The following is a 12,316-nucleotide window of genomic DNA, read 5'->3' on the forward strand; positions in this document are numbered from 1 at the left end:
TACTAGTTCACAACCTCGCTGAAGACATGCACCCGAATGGCAGTGGCTGCGCGGCGAATTTCGTCGGCGTGACCCTGTTCAATGGCATAACGTTCTTTGTCCATCTTATTGACAAACTTCGGCTCAGTTGCCAGCCGGGCCTGATGCGTAGGCATGTGTTGTAGCTTGTCGTGCACCTGCTGAAAAACGGCAAACGGCGATTTTTGCAGCAGCGTTGGCTCCACATGATCCAGCAGGCCTTTGATGCGCAAGCAGGCCTCAGAATACTCAACCTGATTCGCCTCTACCGCCTGAGCCAAGATACGGATACTTTCAATCATCGATTCCCGCCGCTTGCGCGAGAACTCGCTCGCCTTTTCGCTACGTCGCTGATCAGCGCTTAATGCATCGCGTTGGCGGTATATAAACAGCGCCAGAAGGACAATAGCGCCCAAGCCAAATGTAATTAACAGCCATTCTTGCCAGCTTTCCATGGAATGCTCCGTGTTGACGATACGTTTTCGCGCTTTGGAGATGCTTCGAGCTTTGACGAGTATACGGGTGGTGGGCCTTGCTTCTCTTGAACTAAGCCCGTAACAGCATGTTTAAAAAAGGTTTTATTTTTTCTATTTTCAAAAATACCCCCATAAATACCCCCAACTTTGCCCCGCTACCCTCGGTATTAATTGGTATGTAACAGCATACGCAAGGGCTCTGCTTTTTTCTCTTACTTCGCACACAAAAATATTCCTAATGCTGGCAGGCGTGACGGGTCACGGGAGCAGAATTGTTCGAGTGAATGCGAATCTGCTTTGCTGGAAGCCCGCACGCACGCTAACAGGGCGAACGATTGGCGAACGATTGGCGAACGATTGGCGAACGGGTCAGCCTGTGGTGGTTAGTGGGTTGTCTCGTCAGCCTTGGCAGCCTGGTATACGTTCACCTGCTCCAGCCATTCATCCAGTGAAGCGGCGGGCGCTGGTACGACAAACACGCCATGGGCAACGCCTTCAGCTTCAAGGCTGGCGGGGTAAATCTTGCTAGACGCATCAATGCCCAGGATCTTACAACGGCGCTCCATGGCTGCCATTAGGGTGTTCAGGTATCTGGGGTCGCCTGAAGTGCTGGCGGTTTTGGTGGTCGTGCGGCTGCCCCGACCGCCTTCCTCGGTGGTTTCGGTGGTCTGCTTTACCAGGGACAACTCCCAGCCCTTCCACGCCTCCCGTGTGATGAAATCCAAGCGGCGTAACTCCATGGCCTTGGCTGCCATGGTGTCTGCCATGGCTTCCGCCTGCCACTCCCTCTCAAGGCTCCGCAGCTCCCGCTTAATGGTGCTCAGGCTCAGGTTTAGCGTGTTGGCTATCTCAATTTGGGTGTATTCGCGTAAGCGCAGGCGGGCGATTTCGTGGCGGTCGTGCTCCCGGTGGTTTCTATTGCGTTTCTGCCCGGGTGCTCGGGTTGTCATGGGTTCACTCCTGTGGGGTCAATCAGCGGCGTTTACGGCCACGAGGTGCCGTTGTTGGCATGGCTGCGTTGTGTTGCGTGGGCGCTCTCTGGCGCTGCTCTGTGCTCGGTGTTGGGGGGTGCTTCCGCTATGGTAGCAGGTCAGCGGTCCCCGCTTTCTGCTTGCTGGCGGGCGGCTCTGGCGACGCTGGTGTCGGGTGAGTGTCCGCATAACCTATTCTCATGCGTGGTTTTGAAACCGATTAGCTATCGCAGCTCTACGGTATCTCCGTTCACTTCTTTGATATCAATGTCGAGGCAGTCCTGCGCCATTCGCCGTGCGTCCTCTCGGGTGGTGCCTTCCTGGTCCCGGCGCTTGAGCCACTTTGCCCACTGTTCCTTCAGGGCGGGGTCGGCGTCTTCCGGCATGGCGTAGATCAGCCAGGGTGCGCCCTCGTTGCCTTCCTGCTCAATCCTGGCCGGGTCGACCATTGTTGCTGCGGGCGGGCTGTCTGCCTCCGGCCAAAAGGCGCGCATGACAACCAGTTGCCCTTCCGCCTCGAATAGCTCCGCGACCAATCGGCTCTCGCCTGGCCCGGTCCATAGAACGACGGGGCCGCGCTTCGGTAGTTGTTTCATAGACAAATCACCTCGTCGTTTTAGCTTCTGTTTGGGGTGCGGTCTGGTCGTTTCGCCGCCGGGCTTGCGGTGACTACTGCGGAGATTAACGACAAAGAAAGACTACCACCCCTTGGTAAATTATAAAGCTCCCCGTATTTGGGGCAGTGAGTGCGGCAAAACTGGCCAGACTGCCCCGTATTTGGGGTAATGGCTGGCGATTTGTCGGGCCCGGCTGCATGACTACCCCATATTTGGGGTAAGTTGCCCCGTATTTGGGGCAGCGTATCTAATGTGTTTTGAGCATAGCCGCCAGATTTAGATAGCGAGCGCTTGGCGCTTTGGTAGGGCGAACGTCCAGCTTGCCGCCACAATCGTCTATAGAGTGCCAGGTGACTGCGTAAAGCGAACAACGGTTGCGGCCTCCCTGACGGGTCTGCTCGATGAGCCCAGCAGCCAGGAGCGCACTCAGGGCGGTACCCAGTGAGCTGTTCGACTTCCAGCCCCTGGGCTCCATGACGGTCATTGCTGCGCATAAATCGCCGTTGTTCTTGCCGTTGTACTGCCCGGCAATATCCACAAGCAAGCGCACGCCCCAGCCTTTCAGGCCCCTGTATGCATCGCTGTTTAGTACGCTGTGTGGTATCGCCAGAAATCGCCCATTGCCCGCTTTTCCGGTGGCCCTGGCGCGGGGGTCTTGGGCCATGGTTATTCCCCTGCATGGCCGGTACGCTCCCGGCGTTTGTAGTCTTGCAGCAGCCTCTCAGCCGCCAGCCGTGAGGCAGGGCATAGGCAGTACTCTCCGAAACGACAACGGCGGTTGTCCCGGTCTGTGCCTGTCTGCGGGGTTGTGATGATTGTCAGGCCTTTGTCGCGTAGGGCGTCAATCAATTGCGGCATACCATTTCCCCCAACGATGTCCAGTAGCTGGCGGACGGTTCGGGGTGCTTCCATCAGCGCGGCTAGGGCTCTAAGCTGGCGGGGTGAGTTAAGGCGCTTTGCTGTCGGGGCGGGCGCTTCCTTTTTCATGCTCGGCTTCCCCCCATGCGTTCAGCAATCCACTGTCGAATAACTGATTCAGGCCATGCTACGGCGCGGGCTCCGATTTTTACCGGCTTCGGGAATGTGCCGTTGGCCATGCCGTCATAAATCGTCGTGCGGGCCATGCCGGTGACTTGCTCGACCTCTGGGCGGCGTAGCATTCTTTCGAGTGGTGCGTACTGGTTTTGCGTTGTCATTCGATAACTCCCGTTTATGTCCGATGCGGAACGTAGAGCAATCCTGACTTTTACACTGTGCGGTTTGTAGTGGGGTAGGTGCCCCCCCTGGGTAGGGGGTATATAGCGTGGAAGCCGCGCCGTTACTGGCGGGTGCGGGGGGCGGTGAATACGTTGCAGGGTTGTTTGCTGGCGGCCTTTATCCCCACTTGGGTCGGATTAGCGGCGGTATGCTTTCGGCCTTGTTCCTCGATAAGCCCCGGCTTTCAAGCCACGCCTGAATGTCTGGGTTCTTCGGGTAGGTGTCGCGTTCCCCACGGGCTGCCCGCTGGTTCCAGTGTGAATGCCAGGCATTAATGGCCTCCTCAAGGTCTGGCAACTCTCCGCCAGCAATTGCGCCGTATAGCTGTTGGAACTTTTTAGGTAGGTCTTGCGGGGTATCGCTGGCGGTGTTGCGGCGCTGAATGCGGCCCGCTTTCGCCAGTTCCTCAAGGTCACGCGCCCATAAAATCAGGTCTGGCAAACAAGCAATGAAGGGGTCTCCGCTGGGGGCGTGCAACAAAACCAAGCGGCCAATTTCCGGCGCGTCGGCGCTTTGAGTCGCATGGTTCCTCAATCGCCTGTGGTCTATGAAAGCCTCGCGGACACTATAGCATTGCAATTGGCGCGGCCTTTCGCTCACGTACCCCAGCGGTGGCTGGTGCTCCGCTTTTGAGGTTTCTTTTTCTATTTGTTGAAGCGTTGAAGCGCATAGTTTCAAGTAAAAACCTTTGCCCGACTCCTCCGCCCCTGTGTCGGGATTTCTTAAGGTGATTTCATACTCGGCTAACGCGTAAATACCAAGGCGTTCGGTCACTCCAAAGTGAAGCGCATCCAATAGCGTCAACTGGTACGGGCTTTCGTCGAGCCTCGTCAAATAATAATACTTGTGCATATCGCGCCCCCTTTCAGCGCCCCTATGGTGTGGGTAGGCCATGCCGGGCGGGTAGGGTGCCCGCTTTTCGCCCCGTCAGGCTAGGCATGGCCAAAGCGGGTCAATGCTTTGTGGTGGCGGCGTCCTGTGACTCGCGGGTGGCAACAATTAAGGCATAGTGTCCTTTCAGGGAAGCGGCGGCGGCTTCCGGCGTGTCGGCGTAATGCCCTGGTGCTACTGAAAACACGCTGTTCTGGTTGCTACCTGCCATAAAACGCCCGTCAGCAGTCGCCAGGATGGTGAAATGTTCGCCGGGTGTTGCGTTCAATGCCGCCTCCCAGGTGGGCGCGTAGACGGTCTGGCGGCGCCCTGTGGCGAAGGACTCAAGGTGGAAGGGTTTCATGGTCGGCGCTCCGTTGCTCGGGGTTGGGATATCGGGGTGGCGCTGTGCTGCCATGGGGTGCGCTCCTATCGGTTACTTGCTGGCGGTCTGGCCTATGGCCACCACGTTGCCGCCGGTTCTCAGGTTGTCCAGGTAGTCGGCCCATTGCTGCATCATCTCCCGGCGCTCTGGCAGCCATGTTGTGCGGTTGTACGCCCTGCCGTGAACATCGCGGACGCGGTGGGCCATCTGCATTTCAATGATTTCAGTTCGAAAGCTCAGGCGCTCGGTGAGTACGGTTTTTGCCATGGCGCGGAAGCCGTGGCCCGTCATGATTCCTTTAAAGCCCATCCGGTTCAGGGCGGCGGTCATGGCGTTCTCGCTCATAGGGCGGCCCTTGCCGTGCCCGCTGGTGAATACCCATTCACTGCGTCCGTTCAGGGCTTCCATTTCACGCAGTATGGTTACTACCTGGCTGGCCAGCGGAACTACCAGGGGCTCCCCGTTTTTGGTGGTTTCGGTTGTCCATGTTGGCCCCTCCCAATCTATCTCAGCCCATCGCATCTGGCGCAGGTTGCCGGGGCGCAGGAAAACGTATGGCGCAATTTTCAGGGCAGCGCACACGGTCGGGTTGCCCCAATAGGCGTGTAACTCTTGCAGCAGGTGGGCGATTTCATCCGGTGTTATTACGGCGGGGTGGTGCCGAACGTCTGGCGCAGATAGCAGCCCGCGTAGGTCTGCGGTCACATCGCGCTTGGTGCGGCCTGTGCTGACACCATAGCGGAATACCTGGCCAATAATGGTTTTCAGCCGGTGGGCGTTGTCAGCGTGACCCTTGCTCTCGATGGTGCGTAGAACGTCCAGAACATCAGGGGGCTCAATGTCTGACAGCGGGCGGGTGCCCAGCTTGGGGTACACGTGCATTTCCAGGCGGCGGGCGTTCTTCTGGTAGGTGGTGGCCCCTACCGATTTATGGTGAACCTTTTCCAGCCATTCCAGGGCCACCGCGCGGAAGGTATTAGCGGCGGCCTCCCGGCGCTGGTTCTCAGATAGCCGGCGATATGCTGCGGGGTCGGTGTCGTTGGCCAGCATCTGGCGGGCTTCATCGCGGTAAGCGCGGGCCTGTTTCAGCGTGGTTTCTGGATATACCCCCAGCGCCAGCAATTTCTCTTTGCCGGCATAGCGGTATTTCAGCCGCCAGTAACGGCCCGCTGGTTGAATGTCCAGGTACAGCCCGTTACCGTCCGCCAGCTTGGTGCGCTTGCCGTACTTCTCGAACGTGGCAGCTTTAACTTCGGGGCCTGTCAGCTTATTAGTGGCGCGGGCCATAGCGGGCGCTCCGGGTTGGGGGTATGAGGTCGGGCGAAAGCCCATCTACCCCCGAATGTACCCCCATTCTTTAACGGTTACTAGGGGTATGTGTCGGTACGCTGTGGAACTAATTGTTGCTAGAAGTGAGTGTTTAAAGGGTCTGGCGGGGTGTTTTGGACGTTCTGGGAAGTCTTAATGGTGGGCCTTGCTGGACTTGAACCAGCGACCAATCGATTATGAGTCGATTGCTCTAACCAACTGAGCTAAAGGCCCGTAACGCGGGGTATTCCAATGCTTTTGCTTACGCAGTCCAAACAAAAGCGAGCGCCATTATAACGATGAGAGCAGGCGCTCGCCAGTGCTGTGACGCTTAAGTGTTGCCTTGATCGTCAATAAAGCCGCGCAAATGGTCTGAACGCGATGGATGACGCAGTTTGCGCAGGGCTTTGGCCTCAATTTGGCGGATCCGCTCGCGGGTTACGTCAAATTGTTTGCCGACTTCTTCCAATGTATGGTCGGTGTTCATTTCGATACCAAAGCGCATGCGCAATACTTTTGATTCGCGGGCGGTTAAGCCGGCCAACACCGAGCGGGTGGCTTCGCGGAGGCCTTCGGCTGTGGCAGAATCTACCGGCGACAAGGCTTGAATGTCTTCAATGAAATCGCCCAGATGGCTGTCTTCGTCGTCGCCAATCGGGGTTTCCATGGAGATCGGCTCTTTGGCGATTTTCAGCACTTTGCGAATCTTGTCTTCCGGCATTTCCATGCGCTCGCCCAGCTCTTCCGGCGTGGGCTCGCGGCCCATTTCCTGCAACATCTGGCGCGAAATTCGGTTCAGCTTGTTAATGGTTTCAATCATGTGCACCGGAATACGGATGGTGCGGGCCTGATCCGCGATGGAGCGGGTAATGGCCTGACGAATCCACCAGGTAGCGTAGGTTGAGAACTTGTAGCCACGGCGATATTCAAATTTGTCGACCGCTTTCATAAGGCCGATGTTGCCTTCCTGAATCAGATCGAGAAATTGAAGACCGCGGTTGGTGTATTTTTTGGCAATGGAAATCACCAGACGCAGGTTCGCCTCTACCATTTCTTTCTTGGCGCGGCGGGCCTTGGCTTCGCCAATGGACACCCGGCGGTTGATTTCTTTGATGTCGACAACGTCTAAATTTACATCCAGCTGTACGTTTTTGATGCGCTTTTGTAAGCGCACGATTTCGTCCAGGCGCTCGGAAATCGCAGAAGCATAGGGCTTCTTGCTGCGAGCAATTTTTTCAGCCCAGTCTAAGTTGATCTCGTTGCCGGGGAACGATTTGATAAATTCTTTACGATCCATCTTACTTTCGCGAATGCAGATGCGCATGATGGTGCGCTCATTCTGACGGATCATGTCGTTGGTGGAACGAACAACGTTCACCAGCCCATCAAACGCTTTGTTGCCTAACTTGAAAGGGGCAAACACCGCGCCCAACTCGTTCAGGGCTTTTTGGGTGCGCTTGTCGCTGCGGCCGTGCTGTTCCAAGAGCTCATTGGCGACTGCCAGTTTTTCTTTTAGCAGGTCAAAGCGCAGGCGGGTCTCTTCGGGATCTGGACCGCTCTCGGTTTCTTCTTCTTCGGCATCATCCGCATCGTCTTCGCTGTCTGCTTCTTCGGTGCTGGCAGAGGGTGCCGGGGCAGGCTCTTCCGGCATGAACGGTTCGGCGTCGTCAGGATCAAGGAATCCAGCAACAATATCGCTCAACCGGCCTTCATTCTCGACAATGCGATCGTAGCCTTGGATTACGGTACCGGTGGTGCCGGGGAAGTGGGCAACCGCAGCCATCACGTCGCGAATGCCTTCTTCGATACGCTTGGCGATAACAATTTCGCCTTCGCGGGTCAGTAGTTCAACGGTGCCCATCTCGCGCATGTACATTCGCACCGGGTCGGTGGTGCGCCCGGCGTCGGATTCTACTGCGGCCAGAGCCGCTGCAGCTTCGGCAGTCGCTGCTTCATCGGCGGTTGAATCACCATCAGTCATAATCAACGTATCAGCGTCTGGTGCAACTTCAGATACCTGAATGCCCATATCGTTGATCATGCGAATGATGTCTTCGACTTGGTCCGGGTCAGCGATGTCTTCCGGAAGGTGATCGTTCACCTCGGCGTAAGTCAGGTAACCTTGTTCCTTGCCTCGCGCGATGAGGTCTTTTAAACGTGATTTTTGCGAATTGCCCGACATAGACACCCTGTAAGCCCGCTAAAGTAAATAAATATTAAGCAACCAGTATAGCTGCCGACCTAATGCTCTGCCACCGAATGGTTAGATGGTGACCAGTGCTCAAATTTTCAAGTCCCGTTGTTCTTTGTGCCATTGCCTAATGTACGTAATTCAATGCGCTCTTCAGGACTCAGATTGGGCAAGTTGCGCACCAATTCGACAAACCTTTGTTGCCGCGATGCCTCCTCGGTTGGGCTGAGAAGTTCCCGTGCCGCTTCCAGTGTGTGCTCGCGTGCGGGTATATGCTCAATGCCGTCAAACAAATGAAAAAAACGGTCTCTGGCTTGAACGTCTGTCGCTAAAGCGCTAATTAGTGCCGGTTGATTGGCAAGTTTGCTTCCTAGGATCCAGTTGGCGAAGGCCGCTGCCTGAATAAATTGCCGTGAGCCACGAGCGGCTTCGGCCACTTCTGCGGCCAGATCTGGCGCTTCTGTCAAGGCCAGACACAGCAAGCTGTCTTTGCTCAGTTTTACGTCAATCCGCTGTTCTTGTATTCGTTCCCGCTGCCAGCCTTTGTTGCCGCCCCGTTCCTGCCAAGGTTTTTTCTGCCATTGGTCGCGGCCGCTGCAGAGGCGCAGCATTTCATGCCACATGGCGTCGCGCAGCGTGCACTTGGGCATTTTGTTGAGCATGGGCTCGGCCCGAGCGCGCAACTCTCCGCGGTGTTCGGGCAACTTTAAGTCCAAGCCATCGCTCTGGCGATCGAACAGATAGCGTGACAGCGGTATAGCCGCTTCAATCCGTTTACTAAAGGCTTCGGCACCTTCTTTGCGAATCAGGGTGTCCGGGTCTTCGCCTTGGGGTAGCATCAGAAATTGCAGATGCAGACCGTCGGCCATTAGTTCCAGTGCGTTTTCCAGTGCGCGATCTGCCGCGCGAAAACCCGCTGTGTCGCCATCAAAACAAAACACAATGTGGCGTACCTGGCGCATTAAGGCGCTCAGATTGTCATGATTGGTGGCGGTGCCCAACGTTGCCACGGCAAACTGAATGCCGTGCTGGGCCAAAGCGATGACGTCCATGTAGCCTTCTACAACCAGCAACTTGTCCAGCTGCTTCAAGTTCTGCCGCGCTTCATACAAGCCGTATATTTCACGGCTCTTATGAAAGACATCAGACTCCGGCGAGTTGATGTATTTGGCTTTGTCGTCACCCAGAGTACGCCCGCCAAAGGCGATGGTTTTGCCGCGGGTGTTGCGGATTGGAAACATCACCCGGTTGCGAAACAGATCTCTGGGCCGGCCATATTGGTCGGATACCGTTTTGGTTTCCAGCAGCGGTTCTTTAAAGCTGGTGCCCGCAGCGTCGCATAATGCTGTGCCGCCGGCGGGGGCAAATCCTAGCTGATATTGCTGGATAATGGCCTGATCCAGCCCGCGCTGCTGCAGGTAGTCGCGGGCAAAAGCACCGGCTTCGCTGCTTAGCGTCTGCTGATAAAAACGGCTGGCGAAATCCAGAGCCTCTGTCAGCGTGCGAGTTTGCTGCATTTCCTGCTTGGCCGCCTGATCGTAGGGCACTTCCATGCCGGCTCTGCGCGCCAGATCTTCAACTGCTTCGGTAAAACCCAGGCCTTCGAATTCCTTTAAAAAACTGATCGCGTCGCCGTGTGCGCCGCATCCGAAGCAGTGGTAAAAACCTTTGTCTGGCCGCACATTGAACGACGGTGTTTTTTCATCGTGAAACGGGCAGCAAGCTTTGTAATTCGCACCGGCTTTCTTCAAGGTAACGCGAGAGCCAATCAGCTCGGCCAGATCGATCCGGTCTAGCAGATCTTCAACAAACCGTTGCGGGATCAGTCCGCTCATTCGGGCTCCGAGTGTGGCCTTAGACGGGGCCGTAATAGCAGGATGGCCAATAGCCAAAAATGCCGCCGAAGCCAGGCCTCGGCGGCATTTTTAAATCGCTTTGAGCGGCCTGTAGCCGTTCAGGCGATTAATTTTGCAGTCAAGCAGCGTTGCTAAAACCTAGTACAAACGCTCAAACTTGCGCTGTTCACGCTGAAGCTTCTTGAGGTGACGCTTAACGGCAGCAGCAGCTTTACGCTTACGAACAGAAGTCGGCTTCTCGTAGTGCTCACGACGACGCACTTCGGAAAGGACGCCTGCTTTTTCGCAGGAACGCTTGAAGCGACGTAGGGCTACGTCAAACGGCTCATTCTCTTTCAGTTTAACAGCTGGCATTCGAAAATCACCTACCTGGGTATATTCGGTTCTATGGGTTCCGCTGGGCTTGCCCTGAGCGGTTCTAACACTGGCAGGAATGATTAAAACTCGACCAGTGCGTAATTTAGGGCGGCAACTATATCCCCTGGGTTGGGTTGCGGTCAATGTTTGTTCTGTGAAACTGCAGGTGGGCCTCGAGTTTCTGCTAAAATGCGTCGCCTCTGCATTTTGCTTCTTTTATTTTAATGGCTAATAACTATGCTGATTTTAGGTATTGAAACGTCTTGTGACGAAACCGGCGTGGCACTCTACCACACCGAGCGTGGTTTGTTGGCCCATGCGTTGTTCAGTCAGGTAGCGATACACGCTGACTACGGCGGGGTGGTGCCCGAGCTGGCCTCCCGCGATCACGTTCGCAAGCTGTTGCCATTGATCGAGCAAATTTTGGCCGAGGGAGGGCTTGCACGTGCAGACATCGAAGGTATTGCCTACACCGCAGGTCCCGGCCTTGTGGGCGCGTTAATGGTGGGCGGCGCCGTGGCTCACGCTTTGGGTTTCAGTATGGGAATTCCAGTTTTGGGCGTGCACCATATGGAAGGGCATTTGCTGGCGCCAATGCTCGAGCAGAATCCACCGGCTTTTCCTTTCGTTGCGTTGTTAGTGTCTGGTGGCCACACCCAGCTGGTGCAGGTCAGCGGTATCGGCGAGTACATTCTTTTGGGTGAGTCGGTTGACGACGCCGCCGGAGAAGCGTTTGACAAAACCGCCAAAATGCTGGGGCTGGATTACCCGGGGGGCCCCAGAGTCGCAGCATTGGCTGAGAAAGGGCAGGCCGGACGTTATCGCTTTCCGCGGCCGATGACAGACCGGCCGGGGTTTGATTTCAGCTTCAGCGGGTTGAAGACCTTTACTCTGAATACCGTTAATGCCGCGCGTGAAGCCGGTGATCTGGGCGATCAGACCCGTGCTGATATTGCCCTGGCCTTCGAATCTGCGGTGGTGGACACTCTGGCGATCAAATGTAAGCGCGCGTTAAAGCTCACCGGGTGCAAACGTCTGGTGATCGCCGGTGGCGTCAGCGCCAACACGCGGCTTCGGGCAGGGCTTGAGGTGATGACGGCGAAACTTGGCGCATCGGTGTTTTACGCGCGGCCGGAGTTCTGTACCGATAACGGCGCAATGATTGCTTACGCCGGCGCCCAGCGCTTGCGGGCAGGGCAGCAAGACGGTGATCGCATTGCGGCGGTGCCGCGCTGGCCGCTGGATACCTTGCCGCCCTTGACTCAGCGTTGCGATGACGGCCTGGCGGGTGCCTGATGGTTAGGGTTTAGAGTGCAGGCATTGCTAATAAGTTGAAGGCAGTGCTGGCTAGAAGCGGGTTTCGCGCCCCTGCGCCATTCGAATCAGGTTATTGCGGTGGCGAACTAACACCAGTAACGCCAGTAGGCTGAAGACGGGCAGAGTGTGGGGTTGAAACAGCGCGCTGAGCAAAGGCCCGCTGAGCACTGCTACCAAGGACGCCATCGCCGAGATGCGCCAGCGCCACATGACCAAAAGCCATATTGCGGCCATCAACCATGTGGTTGTGTATGCCAGTGCCAGGCCGGCCCCGAGAGCCGTAGCGACGCCTTTTCCGCCCTTGAAGCGATAGAACACCGGGATCATATGGCCGGTGACTGCGCACAGGGCCACTGCCGCCTGAACGGTTGTTGATAGCCCCCATTGTTGCGCCGCCCATACCGGCAGCCAGCCCTTGCCGGCATCCAGCATCAGCGTTAGCGCTGCTGGCGCCCAGCCACCGCTGCGAAATACGTTGGTGGTGCCCGGATTGGTAGAGCCCTGAGCGCGCGGATCAGGCAGTTGCCAGGCACGGCTGATGGGTATGGCGAACAGCACCGAGCCGCCAACATATGCAGCGGCACACAGCATTACCGTTAAAACGGGGGCGCTGGCAAATGTCATAGTGATGTGTCCTGGCTGGCGCAGACGACTTGAACCAAAATGTGCGAAAATAGCTAAATTTGTCGAGTC

The 12,316-nt window shown here is 56.6% G+C and carries 14 protein-coding genes and 1 tRNA gene; 1 reads left to right on the forward strand and 14 read right to left on the reverse strand.

The features are described from left to right. Positions 1-2: 2 nt before the first annotated feature. From MIH19_RS03180 to rpsU, 13 genes are all read right to left on the reverse strand, one after another. A complete protein-coding gene (locus tag MIH19_RS03180; RefSeq protein WP_249007530.1) occupies positions 3-473 on the reverse strand; it encodes a DUF2489 domain-containing protein in 471 nt (156 codons plus the stop codon). A gap of 404 nt (positions 474-877) precedes the next feature. Beyond that, entirely contained in the window at positions 878-1,444 is a 567-nt protein-coding gene (locus MIH19_RS03185; protein WP_249007531.1) for a helix-turn-helix domain-containing protein, read from the reverse strand. 245 nt (positions 1,445-1,689) lie between these two features. Further along, a complete protein-coding gene (locus MIH19_RS03190) occupies positions 1,690-2,061 on the reverse strand; it encodes a hypothetical protein (protein WP_249007532.1) in 372 nt (123 codons plus the stop codon). 268 nt (positions 2,062-2,329) lie between these two features. Continuing rightward, positions 2,330-2,746, reverse strand: a complete 417-nt coding sequence (locus MIH19_RS03195; protein WP_249007533.1) for a hypothetical protein — start codon at positions 2,744-2,746, stop codon at positions 2,330-2,332. A gap of 2 nt (positions 2,747-2,748) precedes the next feature. Then, positions 2,749-3,069, reverse strand: a complete 321-nt coding sequence (locus MIH19_RS03200) for a hypothetical protein (protein ID WP_249007534.1) — start codon at positions 3,067-3,069, stop codon at positions 2,749-2,751. Continuing rightward, the gene (locus MIH19_RS03205; protein ID WP_249007535.1) at positions 3,066-3,278 is read right to left on the reverse strand and encodes an AlpA family transcriptional regulator; all 213 of its coding nucleotides are present in this window, start codon (positions 3,276-3,278) and stop codon (positions 3,066-3,068) included. The genes MIH19_RS03200 and MIH19_RS03205 overlap by 4 nt, the downstream gene beginning before the upstream one ends. Before the next feature lie 178 nt (positions 3,279-3,456). Beyond that, positions 3,457-4,191 (reverse strand): hypothetical protein, encoded by a 735-nt coding sequence (locus tag MIH19_RS03210; protein WP_249007536.1) that lies wholly within the window; start codon positions 4,189-4,191, stop codon positions 3,457-3,459. Positions 4,192-4,291: 100 nt separating this feature from the next. Then, positions 4,292-4,627 (reverse strand): hypothetical protein, encoded by a 336-nt coding sequence (locus tag MIH19_RS03215; protein ID WP_249007537.1) that lies wholly within the window; start codon positions 4,625-4,627, stop codon positions 4,292-4,294. 18 nt (positions 4,628-4,645) lie between these two features. Beyond that, the gene (locus MIH19_RS03220; RefSeq protein ID WP_249007538.1) at positions 4,646-5,881 is read right to left on the reverse strand and encodes an integrase arm-type DNA-binding domain-containing protein; all 1,236 of its coding nucleotides are present in this window, start codon (positions 5,879-5,881) and stop codon (positions 4,646-4,648) included. A gap of 178 nt (positions 5,882-6,059) precedes the next feature. After that, positions 6,060-6,136 (reverse strand) — tRNA-Ile (locus MIH19_RS03225). 97 nt (positions 6,137-6,233) lie between these two features. Further along, positions 6,234-8,084 carry an RNA polymerase sigma factor RpoD gene (rpoD, locus tag MIH19_RS03230; protein ID WP_249007539.1) on the reverse strand — a complete coding sequence of 617 codons (1,851 nt, stop codon included), beginning with the start codon at positions 8,082-8,084 and terminating at the stop codon, positions 6,234-6,236. A gap of 107 nt (positions 8,085-8,191) precedes the next feature. Next, positions 8,192-9,928, reverse strand: a complete 1,737-nt coding sequence (dnaG, locus tag MIH19_RS03235; protein ID WP_249007540.1) for a DNA primase — start codon at positions 9,926-9,928, stop codon at positions 8,192-8,194. 159 nt (positions 9,929-10,087) lie between these two features. Further along, the gene (gene rpsU, locus MIH19_RS03240) at positions 10,088-10,303 is read right to left on the reverse strand and encodes a 30S ribosomal protein S21 (RefSeq protein WP_007350211.1); all 216 of its coding nucleotides are present in this window, start codon (positions 10,301-10,303) and stop codon (positions 10,088-10,090) included. Between the two features lie 240 nt (positions 10,304-10,543). On the opposite strand from rpsU, the gene tsaD reads away from it, so the two are divergent. Continuing rightward, a complete protein-coding gene (gene tsaD, locus MIH19_RS03245; RefSeq protein ID WP_249007541.1) occupies positions 10,544-11,602 on the forward strand; it encodes a tRNA (adenosine(37)-N6)-threonylcarbamoyltransferase complex transferase subunit TsaD in 1,059 nt (352 codons plus the stop codon). Positions 11,603-11,653: 51 nt separating this feature from the next. Here tsaD and plsY read toward each other — a convergent pair whose 3' ends face one another. Continuing rightward, positions 11,654-12,247 carry a glycerol-3-phosphate 1-O-acyltransferase PlsY gene (gene plsY / locus MIH19_RS03250; RefSeq protein ID WP_249007542.1) on the reverse strand — a complete coding sequence of 198 codons (594 nt, stop codon included), beginning with the start codon at positions 12,245-12,247 and terminating at the stop codon, positions 11,654-11,656. Positions 12,248-12,316 lie beyond the last annotated feature (69 nt).

The organism is Marinobacter sp. M1C (assembly GCF_023314135.1).
Classification (GTDB): Bacteria; Pseudomonadota; Gammaproteobacteria; order Pseudomonadales; family Oleiphilaceae; genus Marinobacter.

Coding starts and splice junctions, on each gene's coding strand:
- MIH19_RS03180 (WP_249007530.1), bottom strand. CDS start 473: ATGGAAAGCTGGCAAGAATGGCTGTTAATTACATTTGGCTTGGGCGCT.
- MIH19_RS03185 (WP_249007531.1), bottom strand. CDS start 1,444: ATGACAACCCGAGCACCCGGGCAGAAACGCAATAGAAACCACCGGGAG.
- MIH19_RS03190 (WP_249007532.1), bottom strand. CDS start 2,061: ATGAAACAACTACCGAAGCGCGGCCCCGTCGTTCTATGGACCGGGCCA.
- MIH19_RS03195 (WP_249007533.1), bottom strand. CDS start 2,746: ATGGCCCAAGACCCCCGCGCCAGGGCCACCGGAAAAGCGGGCAATGGG.
- MIH19_RS03200 (WP_249007534.1), bottom strand. CDS start 3,069: ATGAAAAAGGAAGCGCCCGCCCCGACAGCAAAGCGCCTTAACTCACCC.
- MIH19_RS03205 (WP_249007535.1), bottom strand. CDS start 3,278: ATGACAACGCAAAACCAGTACGCACCACTCGAAAGAATGCTACGCCGC.
- MIH19_RS03210 (WP_249007536.1), bottom strand. CDS start 4,191: ATGCACAAGTATTATTATTTGACGAGGCTCGACGAAAGCCCGTACCAG.
- MIH19_RS03215 (WP_249007537.1), bottom strand. CDS start 4,627: ATGGCAGCACAGCGCCACCCCGATATCCCAACCCCGAGCAACGGAGCG.
- MIH19_RS03220 (WP_249007538.1), bottom strand. CDS start 5,881: ATGGCCCGCGCCACTAATAAGCTGACAGGCCCCGAAGTTAAAGCTGCC.
- rpoD (WP_249007539.1), bottom strand. CDS start 8,084: ATGTCGGGCAATTCGCAAAAATCACGTTTAAAAGACCTCATCGCGCGA.
- dnaG (WP_249007540.1), bottom strand. CDS start 9,928: ATGAGCGGACTGATCCCGCAACGGTTTGTTGAAGATCTGCTAGACCGG.
- rpsU (WP_007350211.1), bottom strand. CDS start 10,303: ATGCCAGCTGTTAAACTGAAAGAGAATGAGCCGTTTGACGTAGCCCTA.
- tsaD (WP_249007541.1), top strand. CDS start 10,544: ATGCTGATTTTAGGTATTGAAACGTCTTGTGACGAAACCGGCGTGGCA.
- plsY (WP_249007542.1), bottom strand. CDS start 12,247: ATGACATTTGCCAGCGCCCCCGTTTTAACGGTAATGCTGTGTGCCGCT.